The sequence below is a fragment of the Pseudomonas sp. LFM046 genome, assembly GCF_000949385.2.
Classification (GTDB): domain Bacteria; phylum Pseudomonadota; class Gammaproteobacteria; order Pseudomonadales; family Pseudomonadaceae; genus Metapseudomonas.
Genome location: NZ_JYKO02000001.1, coordinates 2,834,388 through 2,857,456, shown reverse-complemented (window position 1 = coordinate 2,857,456; position 23,069 = coordinate 2,834,388). Strand labels below are relative to the sequence as shown.

Genomic DNA, 23,069 nt, shown 5'->3' with positions numbered 1-23,069 from the left:
TAGGCCTGAACCGCGTACTGGGTGGTCCTACCGGTTAGGTAGGCAGGTACTCGTCACTCCAGCTTTCGCTGATCGCTCCGATATCCAGCAGCGTGCGAATCTGCTCAGCGCTGTAACCCAGTCGTTCAAGAACCCTGCGGGTAGAGGCACCAAACTTCTCTGCCGGCGGAAGGGCGCGAATGCGCGAGACGCGCGGGCGAATCGCGTAAGGGTCGAGCTGCGTAATCCGATGGCCGCTGGGATGATCGCCATACACGCTGAAGGCGTAGCTGCCGATGCTCGTGCCCGGCTGACCATCGGCTGCGCGGCTATAACGTTGACGCAGATTGTCAATGTTGTCCGGCACCGCAGCAGCGATGTTGGCCGCTTGCAGACGCTCTTGCAGCGTTGCACTGGACATGCGGCCGATGGCTTGGCCAAGGAAGGCCTCACGATCGGTCGCCGAAGCCACTCCTGCCAGTTCGGCAATAGCACCGAACTTGTCCAGGTCACTCTCGTCAGCATCCAGGTAGATCCAGCCGTCTGCCGTGCGGTAGAAGCGCGACAGCTCGCTGTAACCTACGGCGTCACGACCAGAAGGTTCATCGAAGGGGCCGCGACCTGCGTAGTCGTAGCAGAACGGTATCTGGACCAGGTTACCCAGTGCCGCCAGAGAGGTGCGCGCACGGTGGGCTTCGCCGGAGCGATGCTTACGATACAGCGCAGTGGCCACACCCAGGGCTGCAGCGAAGCCGCACATCACATCGATGGTACCGACGTGGGCGTGTTCTTCTGGGGTCTGCATGCCGCCGCCAAAGCGCAGCATGATGCCGGTGGTGGCCTGGATCAGATCGTCGTAGCCCAGGTAGTCGGTACGCGGTCCACGGCGCGGGCCACCGAAGCAATCGAGCTGGCAGAAGATCACACCAGGATTGACCGCCTGCAGGCTGGCCTCGTCCAGGCCCAGCGGGGCCAACTGACGATCCGGGGCGTTCATCACAATTACGTCCACTTCGCGAACCAGGCGGTTGAACACCTCGCGACCGGCAACGGTGTTGAGGTCGACCAGGATGCTTTCCTTGCCGCGTGCGGAGGACAGGCCGAAGACGACTGTGTTCCACGGATCGTAGTTGGGCACTGCCGGATCAAGCTTGATGACATCTGCGCCGAAGCGGCCGAGGAACGAGGTGGAGTGCGGACCGGCGATGACGTTGGTAAGGTCGAGGATCTTCACACCGTCCAGCCAACCACTCTGACCGTCCAATTTCGGTGCCGGCAGGGTCGGGGTCGGACGTTCCTGCAGCGTTGCCAGCGCCTCATCGAAAGTAACGTCACGCCGGGAAACCGGCTTGAGCATCGGTTCTGCACAGCCTTCCAACCATGCCACCGGCCCTGGTTGTTTCATTAGCCCGTACTCGCGGTCCGTCACCTCGACTACCAGACCAGCAGTGTTGGAGTGCTCGTCGTGTAGCCATTCCTGAGTGGAACGGTGTGGAGCCCCAGGGAATCGCCCCTCGCCGAAGATCACTTCCCACTCGGCAGCAGTCTTCGTGAGGAACACTTCCTTCATCCGTGCGGAGATACGCGCGGCCCAATCTGCGGGCAGCGGGTAGACACCTAGGGAAGCATCGCCTTCCCACTGATCGATCGGCAGGTACGGGTTGTCCACCTTGGGCAGGCCAGCGGCGAGCATTTCCTCGTACAGCCCCATTGCCTGCAGGCAGCGCTTGGCATGATCTCGGTGCGAAGGACAGACCGCATAGAACTTGCGGCCATCGGCGCATTCGTAGGTGCGATAGAAGGGATCCAGGTACTCCTGCAGCTCCTCATAGCTGAGGTTCATCGGCAGGTTCTCCGCCCTGCGCCGCTCGCTCTCCTTCTCGCGCAAGGTCTTGTATCGCAGCGGATAGCCGTCGATCTTGATGGAGTTGTAAGAAAGCCCTTCCATCACCGCCGAGGAAAGCGGCACTTCAATCTCATCACCTACGCCACTTTTTTCGCGCGCCTGCAGAGCCAATACCACGGCCGACACTGCGAGCATGGTGCCGTAGGCGGAGGCCAACGGCAGCGGAGAGAAGCTTGGGTTGATCCCCATCAGCACCCGATTCTGGCCCATGTCGGTGAACACGCCAGAGGCTGACGCGATTACTGCCTCGGTGGCGCGCCACTCACGACGCAACTCATCGTTGCTGGCGAAACCGGGGATGGAAAGTGTGATCAGTTCCGGGCGGCTACGCCGCAGCTCAGAGAAATTCAGGCCTAGGCCTGCCATCACACCCGGGCGGAAGTTTTCGATCACCACATCCGCCTTCGCTACCAGTTCGCGTGCCTGGCGCAGTCCATCGGCACTCTTCAGATCCAAGCGCATGCACAGCTTGTTGCGGTTGAGTGTGGCGTTGGCCGGACTGTCCCAAAGCGGGCCCGTTGGGGGATCGATGTGAATGACGGTGGCACCGAGATCGGCGAGGATCATCGCTACCGCGGGACCGGCGATGTACTGGCCGAAGTCGATAACATTGACGCCCTGCAGGGGCAGTTGCTTAGCGTTTCCCATGAGGTAACCCTGTCTAGCGCCGAGCCAGCCAGATACGGCCGTGCCCGGTTAATTGTTGTTGTCGATACCTTGCTTTAACCGGTCCCCCGGCCTGCTGAACAGGACCGTTGGCTTGCGATCTGGACGCTACTTTCAGAAAAACGCCCGACTGGGAAAAGCAATAAAAAATGGCCCTATGGGGCCATTTTTTTTATGGTTACGCGCAACAGCTTATCGCTAGCAGTCTTCCGCACTCCCGGACGAGGCTTCGTCACGAAACGCCAAAGCCTCTTGGCACAACCATTCGGCAAACGCCGCTGCGTCGGGGTTTACCATGCTGTGCGGGGCATACACGAGATAGAACGCTTCCTGGGTGGCCACCGTATTTGCTAAGGGTGCAATGAGCCGACCGCTGTCTAACAGATGGCGTACCAGGGACGAACGCGCCAATGCCACACCCTGCCCCAATTCGGCCACCTCAAGTGCGGAGATCAGCGTATCGAACTGCAGCCCCTGCGATGAATCCACACTCTCTGCGCGATTCTTCTTCAGCCAGTATCCCCAGCCTTCCTCATAGCCAAGAACATGCAGTAATTCGTGCCGGTTTAGGTCGAGAGGGCGGCTCAGCGGCCTCTCAGGCGTAGGCAGGCTGGGCGAACACACCGGTTGCAAGGTGTCCCAGGTCAGGCGCTCCGCCTTCAGGCCAGGCCAACGCCCCTGCCCATAACGGATATCCAGATCTGCATCCGAGTCAGAGTCGTCAACCCAGATGTTGCTGGCAATACGAAGATTGACCTGAGGATGCAGAGCTCGGAAACGCGGTAACCGCATTGCCAGCCAGTGCGTGAAAAAGACCAGGCTTGTCCGCACTATCAGGGCGCTGCGATGCCCCTGGCCAAAGATTTCGTCAGTCGCTGCGGCCAGGCGTTCAACCGACTCTCTTACCACCGGAAAGTAAGACATGCCGGCTTCAGTCAGCTCCAGCCCGCGCGGCAGGCGTTTAAACAGCGCGGTGCCCAATTGCGACTCCAGCGCCTTCAGCTGTTGACTGATAGCAGCCTGGGTGAGGTTCAGCTCCTGGGCTGCGTGCGTGAAGTTCAGAAGGCGGGCAGACGCCTCAAAGGCACGCAGCCAGTTCAATGGTGGAAGGCGCTTTTTCATATCCCGCTCATATGGATCAAGGACCAAGAGTGGCCGATAAGGGAACGCGCAACGGTTTCAGCGCAAGACGCTGAAACGCTGGCCGTGTTAACCGAGTCAAGATCGGGCAACACAACCCCGTCGCTCCATAAGGCCCCTGCGTCCTAGTGTGCCCAGTCGTCCACGTGGCAGGGCAGTTATGGAGGCAATTGGTCTAATCTATCCGAATGCCTATCCAGGCTGCTACTCACCCACCTACCCCTGGTTGCGTTTCCAACCTAAGCCAAGGGCTCTCATCGGACTGCGCATTTCCATCATAGGAAAGGTCCGCTTAATGGCCGGAAGGAGCCGGTAGCGAAGGACTGCTATTGGCCGATTCTGTTTAAAAACTCCTTTCGAGATTTCTGCCCACAAAAGTGCATTGCTTACGCTGAAATCTGAGCCATTTCCGGGGTAGAACTGTCTTGAATTTCACGTAGCAACGCGCAAATCAGCCGCTTTTGGGCCTATGGACAGGCGACTCTGGCCGACACCGACTTTTTCAACAAAATCGGCCGGTAGCTGCCGCCCCCTGCCGCCGGCAAAATCACGCGCTCAGCGAGCATGGGGGCAGACAGCATGATGGGGCGGTTACCGGGGGGACAAGCGCGCCTGTTCTACGCGTTCAATCTGGAAGAGCACGTCCCGCCGCAACACCTCCTGCGCAACATCGACCAGTGCCTGGATCTCAGCGATCTGCTCGCCCACCTGGCCGACTTCTACAGCCACATTGGGCGCCCCTCGATTGATCCGGAGTTGATGGTGCGCATGCTGGTCGTCGGCTACTGCTACGGCATCCGTTCCGAGCGGCGGTTGTGCGAAGAGGTGCATCTCAACCTGGCCTATCGCTGGTTCTGCCGGCTGGGCCTGGAAGACGAAGTGCCCAATCACTCGACCTTCTCGAAGAATCGCCACGGCCGTTTCCGTGACAGCGGCCTGTTCCGCTGGTTATTCAATGAGGTGCTGCGGCGCTGCATGGCGGCCGGCTTGGTCAAGGGTGAAGGCTTCGGCGATACCGCTTATGGCACCGCCCCGATGCTGGCCTGGATGGTCGAGGAAAAGAACATCGAGCCGCATGTGCCGGTGTGGGACAAGACCGAGCGCAAGGACGACAGCCTCTCCAGCAACGACTTTCACTGGAATCAGGAGGCCAATGAATACCGCTGCCCCACCGGCAAGCCCCTACGCAGTGAATGGCGCGCCGTCACTCAACCAAGAACGCGGGTGACCAAGGCCAACACCATCATCTACCGCTCCAGCCAAGCCGACTGCGCCACCTGCCCACTGAAAGCCAAGTGCTGCCCCAATACGCCGAACCGCAAGATCGTCCGCAGCCCCCATGAAGCTGCCCGCGACGTGGCGCGACGCATCGCCAAGACGCCGGAGTACCTCCGCTCCCGCTGCGAGCGCAAGAAGGTGGAGATGCTCTTCGCCCACCTCAAACGGATCATGAAACTCGACCGCTTACGGCTGCGCGGCCTGACGGGCGCCACTGACGAATTCACCCTGGCCGCGACGGTGCAGAACCTGCGACGCATGGCCAAGCTCATGCCGCACGGGCCACCGCTCACGGGATAGGTCCGCCTGCGGCGAGCAGAAACCCTCGAATTAACCCTCAAACCTGAGCCCGGACGCCAGTGAAACGCCGAAAGGCAACTTGAAGTGGCTTGCAGCCACTTCGAAAGCTGGCGCACCCGGCCGACTGGCTGCCGCAGAACCGCCTTTTTCAACAGAATCGGCCAATAGCAGTCGCTCACCGAAGCCCGCTTCCGCCCTTTCCAGTTGCTAGAAGATGTCTGCAACGTCCGGGATAAGGGGTTCTCCAATTGAAGGGACAACTTGAGCGTGTGCCTTATCCCACAAACAGGTTGGCGCAGACATTCCAGATTGCGCAGCAATATCGGCGGCTACGCATACGTCGATGCCGAGGTCACCAAGGACAGCACTGTTCCCGACGGCACTCGCCTGGCCAACGTTCCCCGCAATAGCTTCAGCCTGCTGAACGTCTACGAATTCCAGAACGGCCTCACGAAAGGCCTGGGACTTGGCATGGGCGTGAAGTACGTCGACGACCGCGCCGGCAAGACCTTGCCGGATTCGTTCGAAATGCAGGACTACACCGTCGTCGATCTGCTCAGCTACTACCAGGTGAACGAGCATCTGCGCCTGAACCTCGACTTGAAAAACCTCTTCGACGAGGAATACGAGGAAGGGGCATACCTCAACTACGCCTACCCCGGCACGCCGCGAACCGTACAGGCGGGCTTCACCTACACTTACTGAACACGACAGCAAGACCAGTAAGCGAGTAGGGTGCGTGACGCCCTACTCCTCTTAACGCCAACGGCCCGACATCAATCGCTGCGCCTTGGACCATCGAGGTGGACCATGTGATGTCTCGGAGGGTCAGTGATGCTCGACTACCTACGCCACAGGCTAACCATGCCCTGGTGGCTGGGGGTGTTACTGAGCGCGACAACCTTTTCTGCCCCGGGCGAGACCTTGGTCACGCTGCTGGTCGACGAGAACTACCCGCCCTACGCATACCGGGCGGCCGATGGAACGGCCACCGGTATATACCCCGACATTCTCCGCGCGGCCGAGGCGCAGCTGCAGGGCTACCGCTTGAAGCTCAAACCTACGCGATGGCGTCGCGCGCTGGCCGAGGTCGAATCCGGTCGAGCACTTGCAGTGGTACCGCCCGCCTACCGCCCCCAGGAGCGCCCTTTCATCGGCCGCTATTCCAGCCCACTCCTGGAAGAACGGGTGGCGGTATTCTGCCGCCAATCGGTGCTTGCCAAGCGCCCACGCCAACGCTGGCCCGAGGACTTTCAGGGGCTGCGCTTCGGCGTCAACTTGGGCTCGCTCTCGGCTGGTACGGCGTTCTGGCAAGCGAAATCGAACAATATGATCAAGATCGAGGAGGCTCCAGGAACACGTTCCAACCTGCTCAAGATGCTCCGCGGGCGGATCGATTGCTTCGCATTTGACCGCATATCCACTCTCAACGCGTTGGCTGAGCTCAAGCGCAGCGGCGATTACGACGAGGCGAGGGACGAGCCCATTACCGAAGGACCGATCCTCAACAAGGATACTGCACACGTCGGCTACACCAACCGTGACCAAGACCGCTTCCCATTCAAGGAAGACTTCGCCACGCAACTGGACAGGGCACTCGACGCGATGCGCCGCTCAGGGGAGATTGAACGGATCGTCCAACGCTACACGGACTGAAGGTCCGGCGCGAGCCGGCGGCCGCCGGTCAGTGGTGACTCAGCAGCTTGCGCAGCGGCACGCCATCCTTGAGCACCGGCGACTTGATAACGATGTAGCTGAAGTACTTCGCAATGCCGATATTCTTGTCCAGTAGCCCCTCCATCACTTCCTGGTAGTGCTGGATGCTGCGGGTCATGAAGCGAAGCAGGTAATCGTAGCCGCCACTGATCAAATGGCATTCCAGCACTTCATCTACCTGGCGGATGTTTGACTCGAATTTGGCGAAGTCCTCGCGCTTGTGGTCGCTGAGAGTGATCTCAGTGAACACAGTCACCGACTCGGTGATCTTGGTCAGATTGAGTTGGGCCCGATAGCCGCAAATGAAGCCCGCTGCCTCCAGGCGCTTTACCCGTTGCAGGCAAGGACTGGCAGACAGGCCCACTGCATCGGCAAGGCATACGTTGGTCATGCGACCGTCTTTCTGCAGCTCAACCAGGATGTTGATATCAATTCGGTCCAGTTTGACTAAACCTTCCATTGCGTGCCTCTAACTGCCTGCAGATGTTATTTCTTTTTTAGCAGAATCACCGACGCAAGAACATTTGATGCTTGGCAACAAGGTTAGCCATGCTGCTGATGCAAAAAGCAGCCGGGCAACCTGTTTCACGCTGAATTCCATCTCTGTAGATCAGACAAACAGCTCCTACCCCCAGCGATTCAGCCGGCGGTCGACAGATATGCAGGACATCATTCGGCTCAAGGCCGTTGGCCCGTAGCCAGGCGCGATTCTCCAAGGCGCTGTTTGATCGGGGCAACAAATCTTCGAAGGAAATCCCCAAACGCTCGCAAAGCTGTTCACGGTCCTCCATGTCGCGATCAACGCACACCAGCAACCGATAGAACTTGCGCAGGTACAGCATCGCCCCTGGGGCGTCCTCGAACAGCACCCAACTGGCCGCAGAACGTGCAAAGCGCATGCCCTCCTCCCAACTGGCCTCCACCCCGAGCCGCTCTGCCATACGGCGGTAGGCAAAGCACAGGAGTCCGCTGAATCCCAGCTCGTCATAACGCGGCTGAAGTGAGCGCACCGCTTCGTGATACTCAGCAAGCACCTCGTCTCTGTCGAGACCCCGACTCAAGCTCTGTACCAGCGGTTGCAAAGCTGTCCAGACGCTTGAGTCACGGTCAACGAGCACGTCGTCGCAGTCGATCAGCAGGGCACGGAAATCAGTCAGGTCCATGGCGGATAAAGCCTCCAGATTTGCGATCGACCGATCCTTGTCAAAAGAAGAAACCCGCGACAGCGCACTCGGAAGTGCGCTGCGCGAGGGCATAACTCAACCTAGCACGCGCGCCAGCGCCGCCTCGAGAATATCTAGAGCCTCGTCGATCTGCTCTTCTTCAACAACCAGCGGTGCCAGGAAGCGCATGACGTTACGGTACACACCGCACTTGATGACCAGCAGGCCACCGGAGCGCGCTTCGTCGATCAACTGCTGGGTGAGTTCGGCGTCAGGGCTTCGTGCCGCGTCGTCCTTGACCAACTCGATGGCAAGCATGAAGCCAGTGCCGCGCACATCACCGATTTGCGGGTATCGCACCTGAAGGCCCAACAGACCTTTGCGCAGACGCGCACCAAGTTGCTCTCCGCGCGCCGGCAGCTGATCGCGCTCGTATGTGTCGATCACAGCCAGAGCAGCCGCGCAACCCAGTGCGTTACCGCCGTAGGTGCCGCCCAAGCCACCGGGGGCCGGCCCGTCCATGATTTCGGCACGGCCGACGACACCAGAAATCGGCAAACCACCGGCCAGGCTCTTGGCGACGGTAACCAGGTCCGGCTGGATGCCGGCGTGCTGGAAGCCAAACCACTTGCCGGTCCGACCGAAGCCGGTTTGCACCTCGTCGAGAATAAGCACGATGCCGTGCTGCTCGGTCAGCCCACGCAGCGCCTGGAGGAACTCCGCCGGCGCGGACAGGAAGCCACCGTCACCCTGCACCGGTTCAATAATGATCGCTGCGACTCGCTCCGGCGCGACCTGGGTGGCCAGGAGCTCTTTCAACGCCTGCAGAGCCATCTCAGCAGTGAACCCGCGATAGGCGTTCGGATAAGGGGTATGGAAAACCTCCGGCGCCATACCGAAGTTCTGCTTGTAGGGTTGGCTCATCCCGGTCAGCGTGCTGCCGAGCAGGGTACGGCCGTGGAAACCACCGCGGAAGGCAATCACCGCAGGGCGATTGGTATAAGCCCGGGCAATCTTCACCGCGTTCTCGACGGCCTCTGCACCGGAGGTGAACAGCGCTGCCTTGTAAGCCTCTTCACCGCCCACCAGCTTGCAAAGCTTTTGAACCAGGTCGAGATAGGGACGGTAGTTCACGACCTGGAAGCAGGCATGGGAGAGCTTCTGCAGCTGCGCCTGGACCGCTGCCACTACGCTAGGGTGGTTATGGCCGATATTCAGCACGCCGATCCCGCCGACGAAGTCCAGGTAACGCTTCCCTTCGACATCCCACATCTCCGCACCCAGCGCGCGGTCGATCACCAGCGGGTGGGCGGTTACCAGGCCGCGTGGCACGAACTGGTCACGCTGACCGAGGAAATAAGGGGTTTCTTCACATTTGCTGTTCATGGCTTCTCCCAATAAGAACTCGGCAGCCGGTCGTTGGCTGCGACTTTGATCAGGTTAAGCCTTTGGCAAAATGATCTACGCCGAACTTGCCCGCCCATGCGCGCAGATCGACTGTTTTAACCCACGCAAACGGCAGAATCCTTTAGGCCGTGGAAACTGCCGGGGCTCATGACGGATAGAGCAACAGCGGCTGTTCGGCCACACCGATTCGACAGATCCTGCGCCGCCCCGTCGGCATCATGGCGTTTCCCCTCCTCTATCAGGAATCACCCATGTCCCTTCTCTATAAAGCAGACCCGGTACGCGGCGAGCGTTGGCAGGCACTATTCGCCGAACAGGCGCCGGATATCGAATGGCGCGCCTGGCCGGAGCTCGGTGAATCCGCGGATATCCGCTACCTCGCTGCCTGGCAGGTGCCAGAGAACATCGCCACGCTGCTGCCGAATCTCGAAGTGCTGTTCGCCCTGTCGGCGGGGGTCGATCAGCTGGATCTCGCTCGCTTGCCCGAAGATCTCCCGGTAGTGCGCCTACTCGACCCTGGCATCACCCAGGGCATGTGCGAATACGCCTGCTGGGCGGTGCTCAGCCTACATCGCGATATGTTGCACTACCGCCAACAACAGGTTGAACGGCGTTGGCAGGCGCATCGACTGGTGCCTGCACCGCGGCGGCGCATCGGCGTCATGGGGCTCGGCGAGCAGGCGAAGGCAATTCTCGCCAGCCTCCGTGGCTTCGGTTTCGCCCTGTCCGGCTGGGCACGCAGCGAGCAGCATATCGACGGCGTCGACTGCTACGCAGGTGCCGGGCAACTGCCGGAGTTCCTCGCCCAGTGCGACATTCTGCTGTGTGTCCTACCGCTGACCGCAGAGACGCAAGGCATCCTCGACCGTGAGTTGTTTGACCAATTGCCGCGCGGTGCCGCGCTGATCAACATTGGCCGCGGCGGCCATCTGGTCGAGCAGGACCTGCTCGACGCTCTGGCCAGCGGCCAGCTCAGCGCCGCAGTGCTGGATGTCCTGCAGGAGGAACCTGCGGCCACGGAGCACTCGTTCTGGAATCATCCGCAGATCCTGCTGACGCCGCACATTGCCGCAATGACCCAGCCGGACAGCGCCTTCAGTGTGCTGCTGGAGAACATCCGCCGGCACCAGCGTGGCGAACCAATGCTCGGGCTGATCGACCGCACACGTGGCTACTGAAGCAGCCACCCACCCAGCGTTTGCTGCCGGGAACCAGCCAGATTGGGGCAGCAAATCTGGGCCATTTTCGCCGAGTTCTCGAATACGCCGAATGTCCCTCTCTCTTGTCGAGTCTCTTCGCCGCTGCAATAAAGCACCCCGCACCCGCAACTGGTAGCGCGCAAATGCCATAGGCCAAACCGCGGCCTTACGGCGGCGGACGACATACAGTCGCTTCCACACCAGAACCGGTGCGGTTCTCCTGCGCTGCCGTCAAGCGTCACGGGCTCGGCTGCTTTCGGAGAACCGGACTTGAACTTCATGACGCGCAACATGAAAGGTGACCAGATCGATTTCACCAAGGCCGATCCGACCGGCAGCTCCTTCCGCACTGGCGTAGATGACGAGAAGCTTTGGGAACGCAACCTGGAAACCAAGTATGTGATCCAGTCAGGGGCGGCCAAGAACCTGCCCTTCCGCGTACGACAAGCCACCCACCGCTCCACCTCGTTCGACAGCGATCTCGACGAGGCACACCTGATCATCGAGTACCCGATGAGCATTCTGTAATCACGACTGCCGTCTTGAACTTCCCCGAGACTGCTTTCCTTTCAGCAGGTCCTTTTCAATGCGCCTTTGGGCTCATGGCACCTCACCAGCGCCATTTTTATCAGTCAGACATAGGTCGCTATCTCAGACCATCTTTCGTGCGTCGAACAAACAACGCAGCATCCAGATCATATCCCTTCACTATTCGATAGACAGTGCCGTCGCGTTCCAGCGCTACCAAGATTTGGTCGAGGCGCTGTTTGAATGCATCTTTGTACGGATAAGAAGAGGTATTAACGCGAGTGTAACCAAGATATCCAGCCTCGCCGGACAACCAAGGCCCCTCGACCAACCAGTCCAATTCGTCTGCCGCAAAGACCCCTTCACGCTGCATCTTGCTCAACTGCCAGAGCACTGCGCGGCGATCATTAATGTAGACATCTATTCGCCGACGGTAGAGCTTGAGCAAGTTCGTGCGGTTATCGTTGGCGTAGCTCTCGCGCAATACACCGCTCTCCACCATGGTCTGGTAGTCGGGATCAACAATGCTTCTGAATCCCCGGTTAACGCCGACGCGAAGACCACCATAACCATACGGAAAGTCTTCAACCGGGAGTTCGCGAACCAACTCGGCGCGCACGAAGACAGCGACACTCTCCATTACTAAGGGCCTCGAATAGTCCATCCATGGTCGCTCGCGTGGCCGGTAATAGGGAGGAAAAAGGGCAAAGGCCTTTCCACTGGCCAATTCCGCCAGTCCACGGGCCCAAGCCACTGGACGAACTTCCACGCGATAGTCCGGCATACGAAGAAAGGCCTCGCGCAGAATATCCGTGTAAATTCCCTTCGCTTCGCCGCCCTCAGCATAGCTGTAGGGCGGATAGCCGGCGTCGCAAAGGATGACCACATCAATCGCCGAGTTGGCCCAGCTCGTAGCGTGCAGAGCGAACGCCAATGACAATGGCAGCAGCCGACGCATGCCTGGACTCCTTCAAGCTACGTTGTCGCAAAAAAAAAGCCCGCAGTGTGAGCGGGCAAAAAGGGTGACGCACAGCGTTTTGGAAGGTTTGCGGCGATCCGTCGTCGATACTCGACTAGAGCGCGTCGGCGATGGCCTTGCCCACGTCCTGGGTCGACGCCTTGCCGCCCAGGTCAGGGGTCACGCGGCCTTCGGCAATCACCTGCTCGATGGCGCGCAGGATGCCGTCGTGGGCGGCCTTGTAGCGCTCGTCGCCGTTGCCGAGGAAGTCCAGCATCAGGGCCCCGGACCAGATCATGGCGATGGGGTTGGCGATATTCCGGCCGTAGATGTCCGGCGCCGATCCGTGCACCGGCTCGAACAGCGACGGGAAGTTGCGCTCCGGGTTGAGGTTGGCCGAGGGCGCGATGCCGATGGTGCCGGCGCAGGCCGGGCCGAGGTCGGAGAGGATGTCGCCGAACAGGTTCGAGGCCACCACCACGTCGAAGCGATCCGGTTGCAGCACGAAGCGCGCACAGAGGATGTCGATGTGCTGCTTGTCCCATTTGATTTCCGGGTACTTCTCCGCCATCGCAGCGACCCGCTCGTCCCAGTAAGGCATGCTCACCGCCATGCCGTTGGACTTGGTGGCGGCGGTCACCTGCTTGCGCTCGCGGGTCTGGGCCAGGTCGAAGGCGTACTTGAGGATGCGGTCGACGCCACGACGGGTGAAGACCGACTCCTGCAGCACGAATTCGTGCTCGGTGCCCTCGAACATGCGCCCCCCCAGGGAGGAGTACTCGCCCTCGGTGTTCTCACGGATCACCACGAAGTCGATATCGCCCGGCTTGCGCCCGGCCAGGGGGCACGGCACGCCGGGGAACAGGCGCACCGGGCGGATGTTCACGTACTGGTCGAACTCGCGGCGGAACTTCAGCAGCGAGCCCCACAGGGAGATATGGTCGGGCACCTTGTCCGGCCAGCCCACGGCGCCGAAGTAAAGGGCGTCGAAGCCCTGGAGCTGCTGGAACCAGTCGTCCGGCATCATCTTGCCGTGCTGCAGGTAGTAGTCGCAGCTGGCCCACTCGATGGTCTCGAAGGAAAGGTCCAGGCCCCACTTGCGCGCGGCCGCTTCGACCACGCGCAGGCCTTCGGGGAGAACTTCGTTGCCGATGCCGTCGCCCGGGATGGCGGCGATCTTGAACGTTTTACTCATCTCACTAACCCCTCAAATCCCTTGACCGCCCAACAGACCACCAATGTGGAAGGCCTTGATCTCCAGGTACTCGTCCAGGCCGTACTTGGAGCCCTCGCGCCCCAAACCCGACTGCTTCATTCCGCCGAAGGGTGCTACCTCCATGGAAATCAACCCGGTATTCAGGCCAATCATGCCGAACTCCAGCGCCTCACCGAAGCGCCAGGAGCGACGCAGGTCCTGAGTGAAGTAGTAGGCCCCCAACCCATAGGGCGTGGCATTGGCAATGGCCAGGGCCTCGGACTCGTCACTGAAGCGCATCAGCGGTGCGACCGGCCCAAAGGTTTCCTCGTTGGCCAAGCGCATCTCGGGGTGCGCGGCGGCCAGCACTGTGGGCCGGACGAACTGGCTATCACCGGCGGGAATACCGCCGCAAAGCAGTTTTGCACCCTTGCCCAAGGCGTCGTCGATGTGCTGGGCGACTTTCTCGACCGCCGCGGCGTTGATGAGCGGACCGATGGTCACACCTTCATCCAGGCCGTTACCGATCTTGAGCTTGCTGACCTCCTCGACCAGGCGCGCGGCGAAGCGATCGTAGATACCATCCTGTACCAGGATGCGGTTGGCGCACACACAGGTCTGCCCGGCATTACGGAACTTGCTCTGCATGACCCCGGCCACCGCCTGCTCGAGGTCGGCGTCGTCGAACACCACAAAGGGCGCGTTGCCCCCCAGCTCCAGACTGAGCCGCTTGATGTGCTCGGCGCTCTGGCGCATCAGCAGACGGCCAACTCCAGTCGAGCCAGTGAAGGAAATCTTGCGTACCGTCGGATTGCTGGTCAGCTCTTCGCCGACGCCCACCGGCATTCCGGTGAGCACGTTGAACAGCCCCGCCGGAATGCCGACCCGCTCGGCGAGCACCGCCAGCGCCAGCGCCGACAGTGGGGTCAGCTCTGAAGGCTTGACCACCACAGGGCAACCAGCGGCGAGAGCCGGCGCACACTTGCGGGTGATCATCGCGTTCGGGAAGTTCCACGGGGTGATGGCTGCGCAGACGCCAACCGGTTGCTTCAAGGTGAGCAGGCGGCGGTCATTTCCCGGCGCCGGGATGGTCTCGCCATAGACACGTCGGGCTTCTTCGGCGAACCACTTGACGAAGCTGGCGCCGTAACGGATTTCACCACGCGCTTCGTTGAGAGGTTTGCCCTGTTCGCACGTCATGATCAACGCCAGGTCTTCGAGGTTGTCGATCATCGCCTGGTACCAGCGCTCCAGCACCGCGGCACGCTCGGCGGCAGTACGCGCCCGCCATGCCGGCCAGGCACGTTCGGCCGCTTCGATGGCGCGACGGGTCTCCGCGCCCTGCAGGGCCGGCACACGGGCCAGGCATTCCCCGGTTGCCGGGTTGATCACATCCAGCGTTGCCCCATCATCGGCGGCGATCCACTGACCGTCGACATAGGCGTGTTCTACCAACAAGCTTGGGTCTTTCAATCGAGTCTTGAGCATGGGTCGAGTCCTGTTCCGAGAGTGGTTTCGAGTCTACGGAGGCGTTACAGATAAGGATGCCGAAGACGCCAGCCAGGCAGCGTCAGATGCTGAAAATCGCTTGCCGACGGCAGGCTCTGTCGTATGCGGCGATCAGACCTTGAAGCGCGCTACCATGCCCCGCAGATCAGCCGCCAGGACGGCCAGCTCCCCGCTGGAGGACTGGGTCAGCGTTGCGCCACCCGCGGCCCGCTGGGCAACATCGTGGATGTTCGACAGGTTGCGATCCACTTCGCGAGCCACCTGCGACTGCTGCTCGGTGGCACTGGCGATGCACAGGTTGCGCTCGTTGATCTGGGTGATCGCCTCGACGATGGCATCCAGCGCTGCACCTGCGGTTCGGGCGAGCTCCAGGGTTTCGTGGGTACGACTCTCACTGCCGCGCATGGCACGCAGTGCCTCCTGGCTGCTCTGCTGCACTGCGCCGATGATTGCCTCGATCTGCTGGGTCGACTCCCCTGTCCGCTGTGCCAGGGCGCGCACTTCATCGGCGACCACCGCGAAACCGCGACCGCTCTCGCCAGCGCGAGCCGCCTCGATTGCCGCATTCAGGGCCAACAGGTTGGTTTGCTCGGCGACGCCCCGAATCACTTCAAGCACACTACCGATCTCGCCGATCCGTCCGGCCAGCACCTGAAGTGCACCTGCGGTCTCCTGGATGTCGCCGTTCAACACCTCGATAGCGCCGGCCGTGCGGCTGACGCTCAGGCGACCCTGCTGCGAACACTGGCCTGCGCTATGGGAAACTTCCGAGGCAGATGCCGCATTGCGTGCCACCTCTTCTACCGCACTGGTCAGTTCTGTCACGGCGCTGGCCGCCTGATCGAGCTCGGCACTCTGCCGTTGCAGGTCCGTCGAAGCCTCGGTCGTCACTTCGCTCAATACTGCGGACGCTGCCGCCAACTGCTCGGCGCTGGTCACCACCTGGCACACCGTGCCACGCAGATCGCCCTGCATGCGGTCCAACGCCTGCAGCAAACGCGCCGCCTCATCGCTACCGTCGATCTGCAACGGTTCGCTCAGATCACCGCGAGCGATTCGTTCGGCAGCGCCGATGGCTATCCCCAATTGGCCGAGCAGACGCGCCACGATCAGCGCCACCAGTCCGCCCCCGACCAGTAGCAGCGTCAGCAGCCCACCACAGATCAGCAACAGCTTCCGCTGGTTGTCGTCGTGGCGCGCCGCGACCCGCTTCTCGAGCTCCGCCTGCGCGACGCCGCCAACCGCATTCAGAGCGACAGTGGCCCGGTCGTATGCAGCCAGGTAGTCGGCAACCGGATAGACCACCTTCAAGCCGTATACAGCCGAGCCGGAACCACCGCTACCACCCTCGTTGGAGAGATCCATCTCGAGAGCCGAGATCAGTTGCGTGTCGGTCAATGCCAGGGCCTGTTTGATCTGTGGGCGGAGTGCCACGAGCGGCTCTTCCAGCGCGGCTGCGATCGCCGGATCGGCAGTAGCGGCCTTGGCGAAGGCCCGATTCATCTTCTCGAAACTGGCGAGTGCCTGGGCCGTCAGCCCCATCAGGGCGCCCTGTTGCTCGGGCAGAATCCGCCCTTGTACCAAATACAGAGCACCGAAACCTCGCAACTGGCCGAACAGCTCGGCGGTTTGCGGCATTTCGATCAGCACGGCGCTCATCAGCGAGTAGGTTTCCAGAACCGGATCCAGAGCCAGTTCGAAATGATCGAGCAAGGCATCCTCGATCAGCAGGCTGGAGGCAATAAGCTGCGAATGCCGTTGCAGGCTCTGCCTGGCCTGAAGGGTGCGCTGGCCCACCTCCCTGGACAGGGCATGCCATTGCTCACGCACCTTGCCCCAGGCGGCCAAAAGCTCCGGCTCGACCTCCGCCTCGTGCAGGGCCCGCTCACTCGCCTCGAAGGCCCTTTCCAGTTCATCCTGGGTGGTCTGCCGGGCCGCCTCCAGATCGCTCGAGCCACCCAGCACTGCCGACGCCAGGTCGCGATGCCGCTGGGTGAGCTCGATCATCTTCAGCAGTTGCTGAACCGGGCCAATGCCGCGCAGCTCCTGGTTGGTCTGGCGACCGTTCTCCAGCGCGGAGAGCACGTACAGCACTGTCGGCACGCCGATCAGGACCAGGGCCAGCGCTCCAAGCAGGGCGAACTTGCCGGAGAAACTCAGGCGATCAAGGGATTTCATCGGAAGACTCCCGGAGCATGCTGGGCAAACGCGACGAGGTCGCCGCGCTGCCGATTCCTTGTGAATTGTTATCCGCTGCTCGAAACGTAGCGCCACGCGACTGCGGCTAGCTTTTCAGCGAACCCAGCAACGCGCCGAGGAAACGCTCGCCAGCGTCCATCTGGCTGACCTCGACGTATTCGTCGGGCTTGTGTGCCTGCTCGATGGAACCCGGCCCGCAGACCACCACCGGCACGTTCAGGCGCTGATTGAACAGACCGCCCTCGGTGCCGAACGACACCTTTGTGGTGCCGGTGTCCGGCGGCGCGAAGGCCTGCAACAAGCGCACCGCTTCGGCGCTGGGGTGGGTGTCGAGGCCCGGGTAGACGTTCAGGGTCTCGATCTCGATGGACGCCACGGGGGACACGAGGCGCGCCTCGAGAGCCAGCGCGTCTGCGCGCTCACGGATGCCGTCGAGGAATTGCTCCAGGTCGTCGCCCGGAAGGTTGCGCACCTCGAATTCGAGGCTGCACTGATTGGGGACGATGTTCAGCGCCTTGCCTCCATCGATCACGCCGACGTGCACGGTGCTGTAGGGAATATCGTAGGCACTGTCCTGGGCGCCATGCAGCATCAACCGTTGCTGGCCCTCGCGCAGCGCGGTGATGAAGTCGCAGGCCAGGTGGATGGCATTGGCCGCGCGTGGCGCCAGCGAGGAATGGGCCTCTTGACCACGGCAGTGGGTGCGGTAGGAACCCTTGCCCTTGTGGCCAAGCACGAACTGCATATCGGTCGGCTCACCAACGATGCACAGGAAGGGTCGCACTGGGGCCAGGTGCAGCACGTCGAGCAAACGACGCACGCCAACGCAACCGATCTCCTCATCATGGGACAGGGCCAGTTGCAGCGGCCGGCTGAGGGAGTTGTCTGCCGCCTCAAGCATCGCGTCGATGGCCAGGGCGATGAAGCCCTTCATGTCGCAGCTGCCACGGCCGTAGAGCCTGCCGTCGCGCACGGTTGCCTGGAACGCCGGGACCGTCCAGGCCTGGCCCGCCGCCGGCACCACGTCGGTGTGCCCGGACAGCAGCATGCCCGGCACCTCACGCGGGCCGGTGCTGGCAAACAGATTGGCCTTGCGACCGCTCTCGTCCTTGACGATCAACGACTCGATGCCCTTGCTGAGCAGCAGGTCGCGCACGTACTCGATGAGCGCCAGGTTGGAATCGACAGACACCGTCTCGAAGGCGATCAACCGCTTGAGAATCTCCAGGACCCGCGGCTTCATGACGCCTTGCTCCGCTGCTCGGGAGCCTCGGCGAAGCGGCCGATGCTGAACGGCGCAATCGAGGTGCTGGTGCTACCGGTGCTCATCAACTCGGCCATCACGTCACCGACCCCGGGGCCGAGCTGGAAGCCGTGACCGCAGAAGGCGAAGGCGTAGAACAGCCCGTCAACCTGGCAGCTCGGCCCCATGATTGGCAGCGAGTCCGGCAGGTAGCTCTCGATGCCGCTCCAGGTCCGGATGATGTTCAGGTTGCACATGTGCGGCGCGAGTCGGTGCATCTGTTGCAACTGCTTGAGGAGGCTCTGCGGATCGAAATGCGCCCTTCGGTTGAGCATGTCCGGCGTGGTGTGACTGCAACCGCCGATGATGATGTTGCCGCGCGGAATCTGCCGGAAGTACAGCATTTCCTCGGGATGCTTGGTGTACACACCAATCACCGTCTTCAGCGCATAGGGTACCGGCTCGGTGACCGACATCTGCGGGCCTTTGGTGACCAGCGGCACCGGCTCACCGAACTGCGCGGAAAGCTTCTCACCCCAGGCGCCAGCGGTGATCAACAGTTGCTCGGCGCGGTACTCGCGACCGTCGCGGGTCGTCACATGGAACTGCCCACCGACCTTCTGCACTGTGGACACCTCGGTGCGCTCCTCAACTATCGCCCCAGCGCGCCGCGCAGCACGGGCAAAGGCAGGCGCGGCCAGTCGCGGGTTGGCGTGACCGTCGTGCGGCGCATAGGAGCCGCCCTTGACCTCCGGGCCGAGGAAGGGAAAACGTTCGTGCAGTTCGCGACCGCTATAGATGCGCAGATCCAGTTCGCGCGCCTCGGGCGCCGCGGCGTACGCCTCTAGTTCGGCGATCTCGTCCTCCCGGTAACAGACCCGCATATGCCCGCTGGCAATGAATTCAAGGTCGTCGTCGATCAGTTCCGGCAGGCGATGCCATAGCGCCCAGGAGCGGTTGGCCAGCTCCAACTGTCCGAGGAAGCGCCCCTGGCGGCGCACGTTGCCAAAGTTCACCCCGCTGGCGTACTGGCCAACCATGTCCCGCTCGAGCAGGACTACCGAGCGCCCGCGTTGGCGCAAGAAAAACGCCGAGGCCGCCCCCATCAGGCCACCGCCGACGATCAGTACATCACTCTTGTGCACACTCACTGCGTTACCTCCTCGCTCGGCGTTACTTCCTCGGTCAGCATCGACAGCGGCTTGACCGGCGCTTGGCCACGCTGACGGCCGACCAGTTCAACTGCCACGCCGGCTGCCGCGGCAATCACCTCGGCACCGGCTTGCGAGCAGTAACGGCCCTGGCAGCGGCCCATGCCGACCCGGCTGAACGCCTTGGCACGGTTGACCTCGCAGGCGCCCTTCTCGCGCACCGTGTTGCGCAGCTCGCCGGCGCTGATCATCTCGCAGCGGCAGACTATGGCCTTGTCGGGCAGTGCCTTGGCCTGCCCGGCCGGCCAGGGGAAGGCCTGGTAGAGGCCAAGGCTGAAGGTCTCCATCGTCGCCAAAGCCTGCTGCTGTTCGGCGATCCGTGCCAGATCCACCGGTTCGTTCAAGTCCTGCAGCAGGGTCAGCGCAGCCAGACGACCGGCGAGCTCGGCGGCATCGGCACCGCGAATACGTGTCCCGTCGCCGGCCGCATACACACCAGCCGCGGTAGTCCTACCCTGCTCATCGATGTCCAGCACCCACTGCCGAGAGGCTTCCTGGAAACGGAAGCCGCAGCCGGCCATATCGGCCAACTGGGTTTCCGGACGCAGGTGATAACCGAGCGCCAGGGCATCGCAGGAGAATGAGAGGGAATCTCCATTGGTGCTGCGGACCCGTACCGCGCTGACACCGCGCTCCGGATCGCCGAGAATTTCCAGCGCCTCGACGCCGAGGTGCACCGGAATACCCTTCAGCAAGAGCTGGGCCAGCAGTTTCATCCCGGTGAACAGCACGCGCGGACGCGCCAACAGCTTCGGCAGGGCGGCGATGCGCTTGCTCAGCGGCGAGGTATCCAGCACGGCCGCGACCTCAGCTCCCGCCTTCACGTATTGGCTGGCCACCAGATAGAGCAGCGGTCCACTGCCCATGAACACCACACGCCGGCCGATCGATACCGCTTGCGACTTGAGGGCGATCTGTGCGCCGCCCAGGCTGTAGGTGCCGGCCAACTGCCAACCGGGCATCGGCATCAGTCGGTCGCTGGCCCCCGTGCAGAGGATCAGCGCATCGTAATCGACCGTGCAATGCTTGCCCTGGCTGACGCAGCACAGCTGCCCCGGGGTGAGGTTCCAGACCAGGGTGTCAGGCCGGTAGTCGATACGCCCGCGCAGTCGGTCAAAGGTTTCGTGAAGCGCACGGGCCTTGTCCGCCTCGCTGCCATAGAGCGTCGCATAGTCGCGGGTGAAGCCCTCGGGTTGGCGGCGATAGATCTGCCCGCCGTCGCGACGGTTCTCGTCGATCAGGATCGGCCGGATACCAGCCGCCACCAACGCCTCGGCACAGCGCGTACCGGCCGGCCCGGCACCGACGATCACTACCCGGGCCTGGTCCTTTCGAAGATTATTCAGCCGCGCAGTGGCCATACTGCCTCCGGTTGTTTGGTGAGAATATCCAGGCCCTCGCGAACTTCGCTGGAGCAGGCCCGCAACCGCCCGCCATCGCGGGTCCAGACCCAGCAATCCTGGCAGGCCCCCATCAGGCAGAAGCCGGCGCGCCGGCCGTCATCGAACTCCGACTGGCGCAGCGCCGCGCGCTGGCTGAGGATTGCCACCATCAGGGTATCGCCCTGCAGCGCCTCGATTGGCGTGCCGTCAACCGTCAGGCGGACGGTGGCGCGCTCGCGCTCGGCGAGCCGTACGAATCGTCCGTTCATGCGTATGTCCTTGAGATCTTCTCGGCGATCTGCTGCACCTTGAGCAATTCATCGCCGGTGTGATGGCAGAGCACCTCGCCCCCACCGATTTGCCGGCGCGGCGGCGCGCTGTGGTTGCAGCGACCTTCGATGCGCACTGGGCAACGATCGAGGAAGGTGCAGAGATCCGCTGTGCGGGACGGCGCGGTGACCGGCGGCAGAGGCCCGCATTTGCTTCCGCAGCTCTCCAGCCAGCCCTGGCGCAGTTCAGGTACCGAATGAATCAGCAGATCGGTGTAAGGATGGAACGGAGCCTGGGCGAACGACTCGCAATCGCCTGTCTCCACCTTGTGGCCGCTGTACATCACCACGACCTCGTCGCACAGGGCACGCACAGTGGAGATGTCGTGACTGATGAACAGGTAGGAAACCCCCAGCTCGCGGCGCAGATCGCGCAACAGTTCCAAGATCGCGGCCCCCACTACCGTATCCAGTGCCGAGGTCACTTCGTCACACAGGATCAGATCCGGCTCCGCCGCCAGAGCCCGCGCCAGGTTGATGCGCTGCTTCTGGCCACCGGACAACTCTCCGGGCAGACGTTGTGCGATGCTTGCGGGCAGTTGTACCAGCTCCAGCAGCTCGGCTACCCGCCGTCGCTGCTGCTGCCCCTTCATGCCGTGATAGAAGCGCAGCGGGCGCCCCAGGATCTCTTCGATGGTGTGCCGCGGGTTCAGCGCCGTATCGGCGTTCTGGAAGACATACTGAACACGCCGCAGTTGCTCACGGGTACGACCGGCCAGCGTTCTACTGAGGGGCTGGCCGTCCAGCAGGATCTGCCCAGCCGACGGGTCCGCCAGGCCTGCGATAGCCATCGCCAGGGTGGTTTTCCCCGACCCGGACTCGCCGATCACGCCGACTGCGGCGCCGCGTCGGACCTGAAGGTCTACATCCTGAAGCACCTTCTTCGGGCCGTAGCAAAGCTCCAGGCCTCGGACGTCGATCAGCGGAACATCGGCCGAGGGTGCAGTCGCTTGATCGCTCGCGCTCGGCAGCGCCTCCGGCTTCAACGCAGCCAGGAGGCTGCGGGTATAGGGATGCTCCGCAGCCGCCAGAATCTGTTCAGTACGGTTGTTTTCCTGGATCTCGCCACCGCGCAACACGACGATACGATCAGCCATCTGTGCGACCACCGCCAAGTCATGAGAGACGTACACCGCGGTAGCGCCGCGCTCACGGACCACCCGCTTGAAGGCCCGCAATACTTCGATCTGCGTGGTGACATCAAGCGCGGTGGTCGGCTCGTCGAGAATCACCAGCGCCGGATCGGTGATCAGCGCCATGGCGGCCATCAGCCGCTGCAGCTGCCCGCCCGAGACCTGGTGCGGATAACGCGCGCCGATGCGTTCAGGTTCCGGCAGCGCCAGCTCCCGGAACAGCTCGACGGCCTTGGCCTGCGCCTCCTGCCGCGTCAGCACGCCATGGATCAGTGCGCTTTCAATCACCTGTTCCATGATGCTTTTGGACGGATTGAATGCCGCAGCTGCGCTCTGTGCGATGTAGGCCACAGTGCGCCCGCGCAACTTTGCCAGCTCGGCATTCGACAGCTTCAGCACGTCGACGTCGCCGATGCGCACCGAGCCGCCGACGATGCGGCAGCCGGAGCGTGCATAGCCCATCAACGACAGCGCGATGGTGCTCTTGCCCGAGCCGGACTCACCGATCAACGCCAGTACCTCGCCCTTGTTCAGGCTGAAATCGGCACCGTGCACGATAGGTATGTCGATGCCCTCATCGTTGCGTGCGGCCACTCGCAGACCGCTTACCTTGACGATTTCGTTCATC

Annotated in this window: 19 protein-coding genes; 5 read left to right on the top strand and 14 right to left on the bottom strand. The window is 62.2% G+C overall.

Annotated elements, in window-relative coordinates; genetic code table 11:
* Nucleotides 1–34: 34 nt before the first annotated feature.
* Both TQ98_RS13145 and gcvA read right to left on the bottom strand, forming a co-directional pair.
* Complete coding sequence (locus TQ98_RS13145) at nucleotides 35–2,533, bottom strand: CoA transferase (protein ID WP_044870137.1); 2,499 nt, start codon at nucleotides 2,531–2,533, stop codon at nucleotides 35–37.
* A 216-nt stretch (nucleotides 2,534–2,749) separates the two neighbouring features.
* Nucleotides 2,750–3,673, bottom strand: a complete 924-nt coding sequence (gene gcvA, locus TQ98_RS13140; protein ID WP_044870136.1) for a transcriptional regulator GcvA — start codon at nucleotides 3,671–3,673, stop codon at nucleotides 2,750–2,752.
* Nucleotides 3,674–4,270: 597 nt separating this feature from the next.
* On the opposite strand from gcvA, the gene TQ98_RS13135 reads away from it, so the two are divergent.
* The 3 genes from TQ98_RS13135 to TQ98_RS13125 all read left to right on the top strand — a co-directional run bounded on the left by TQ98_RS13135 (nucleotide 4,271) and on the right by TQ98_RS13125 (nucleotide 6,925).
* Nucleotides 4,271–5,269 (top strand): transposase, encoded by a 999-nt coding sequence (locus TQ98_RS13135; RefSeq protein WP_044870135.1) that lies wholly within the window; start codon nucleotides 4,271–4,273, stop codon nucleotides 5,267–5,269.
* Between the two features lie 261 nt (nucleotides 5,270–5,530).
* On the top strand, nucleotides 5,531–5,974 hold the full coding sequence (locus TQ98_RS13130) for a TonB-dependent receptor (protein ID WP_082073122.1): 444 nt from the start codon (nucleotides 5,531–5,533) through the stop codon (nucleotides 5,972–5,974).
* A 129-nt stretch (nucleotides 5,975–6,103) separates the two neighbouring features.
* Complete coding sequence (locus tag TQ98_RS13125; protein ID WP_052659128.1) at nucleotides 6,104–6,925, top strand: transporter substrate-binding domain-containing protein; 822 nt, start codon at nucleotides 6,104–6,106, stop codon at nucleotides 6,923–6,925.
* A gap of 28 nt (nucleotides 6,926–6,953) precedes the next feature.
* Here the strand turns inward: TQ98_RS13125 and TQ98_RS13120 are convergent, their stop codons facing one another.
* From TQ98_RS13120 to gabT, 3 genes are all read right to left on the bottom strand, one after another.
* A complete protein-coding gene (locus tag TQ98_RS13120; RefSeq protein WP_044870133.1) occupies nucleotides 6,954–7,445 on the bottom strand; it encodes an Lrp/AsnC ligand binding domain-containing protein in 492 nt (163 codons plus the stop codon).
* Between the two features lie 46 nt (nucleotides 7,446–7,491).
* Complete coding sequence (locus TQ98_RS13115) at nucleotides 7,492–8,148, bottom strand: 2-haloalkanoic acid dehalogenase (protein ID WP_044870132.1); 657 nt, start codon at nucleotides 8,146–8,148, stop codon at nucleotides 7,492–7,494.
* 96 nt (nucleotides 8,149–8,244) lie between these two features.
* Complete coding sequence (gene gabT / locus TQ98_RS13110) at nucleotides 8,245–9,534, bottom strand: 4-aminobutyrate--2-oxoglutarate transaminase (RefSeq protein WP_044870131.1); 1,290 nt, start codon at nucleotides 9,532–9,534, stop codon at nucleotides 8,245–8,247.
* Between the two features lie 272 nt (nucleotides 9,535–9,806).
* Here gabT and TQ98_RS13105 point away from each other — a divergent pair, with 272 nt between their 5' ends.
* A complete protein-coding gene (locus TQ98_RS13105; protein WP_044870130.1) occupies nucleotides 9,807–10,733 on the top strand; it encodes a glyoxylate/hydroxypyruvate reductase A in 927 nt (308 codons plus the stop codon).
* A gap of 150 nt (nucleotides 10,734–10,883) precedes the next feature.
* Nucleotides 10,884–11,282, top strand: coding sequence for an OprD family outer membrane porin (locus tag TQ98_RS13100; RefSeq protein WP_347337826.1), 399 nt, complete (start codon nucleotides 10,884–10,886; stop codon nucleotides 11,280–11,282).
* A gap of 118 nt (nucleotides 11,283–11,400) precedes the next feature.
* Here the strand turns inward: TQ98_RS13100 and TQ98_RS13095 are convergent, their stop codons facing one another.
* The 9 genes from TQ98_RS13095 to TQ98_RS13055 form a co-directional block, all read right to left on the bottom strand.
* Nucleotides 11,401–12,240 carry a transporter substrate-binding domain-containing protein gene (locus TQ98_RS13095; RefSeq protein WP_044870128.1) on the bottom strand — a complete coding sequence of 280 codons (840 nt, stop codon included), beginning with the start codon at nucleotides 12,238–12,240 and terminating at the stop codon, nucleotides 11,401–11,403.
* A 115-nt stretch (nucleotides 12,241–12,355) separates the two neighbouring features.
* Nucleotides 12,356–13,435, bottom strand: coding sequence for a tartrate dehydrogenase (locus TQ98_RS13090; protein ID WP_044870127.1), 1,080 nt, complete (start codon nucleotides 13,433–13,435; stop codon nucleotides 12,356–12,358).
* A gap of 12 nt (nucleotides 13,436–13,447) precedes the next feature.
* Complete coding sequence (locus TQ98_RS13085) at nucleotides 13,448–14,923, bottom strand: NAD-dependent succinate-semialdehyde dehydrogenase (protein ID WP_044870126.1); 1,476 nt, start codon at nucleotides 14,921–14,923, stop codon at nucleotides 13,448–13,450.
* 132 nt (nucleotides 14,924–15,055) lie between these two features.
* Complete coding sequence (locus TQ98_RS13080; RefSeq protein ID WP_044870125.1) at nucleotides 15,056–17,122, bottom strand: methyl-accepting chemotaxis protein; 2,067 nt, start codon at nucleotides 17,120–17,122, stop codon at nucleotides 15,056–15,058.
* A 106-nt stretch (nucleotides 17,123–17,228) separates the two neighbouring features.
* On the bottom strand, nucleotides 17,229–18,386 hold the full coding sequence (gene argE, locus TQ98_RS13075) for an acetylornithine deacetylase (RefSeq protein ID WP_044870124.1): 1,158 nt from the start codon (nucleotides 18,384–18,386) through the stop codon (nucleotides 17,229–17,231).
* Nucleotides 18,383–19,537, bottom strand: coding sequence for an FAD-binding oxidoreductase (locus tag TQ98_RS13070; protein ID WP_044870123.1), 1,155 nt, complete (start codon nucleotides 19,535–19,537; stop codon nucleotides 18,383–18,385). The genes argE and TQ98_RS13070 overlap by 4 nt, the downstream gene beginning before the upstream one ends.
* On the bottom strand, nucleotides 19,534–20,958 hold the full coding sequence (locus TQ98_RS13065) for an FAD-dependent oxidoreductase (RefSeq protein ID WP_044870122.1): 1,425 nt from the start codon (nucleotides 20,956–20,958) through the stop codon (nucleotides 19,534–19,536). The genes TQ98_RS13070 and TQ98_RS13065 overlap by 4 nt, the downstream gene beginning before the upstream one ends.
* On the bottom strand, nucleotides 20,940–21,248 hold the full coding sequence (locus TQ98_RS13060) for a (2Fe-2S)-binding protein (RefSeq protein ID WP_044870121.1): 309 nt from the start codon (nucleotides 21,246–21,248) through the stop codon (nucleotides 20,940–20,942). The genes TQ98_RS13065 and TQ98_RS13060 overlap by 19 nt, the downstream gene beginning before the upstream one ends.
* Nucleotides 21,245–23,068, bottom strand: coding sequence for an ABC transporter ATP-binding protein (locus tag TQ98_RS13055; RefSeq protein ID WP_044870120.1), 1,824 nt, complete (start codon nucleotides 23,066–23,068; stop codon nucleotides 21,245–21,247). The genes TQ98_RS13060 and TQ98_RS13055 overlap by 4 nt, the downstream gene beginning before the upstream one ends.
* Between the last annotated feature and the right edge of the window lies 1 nt (nucleotide 23,069).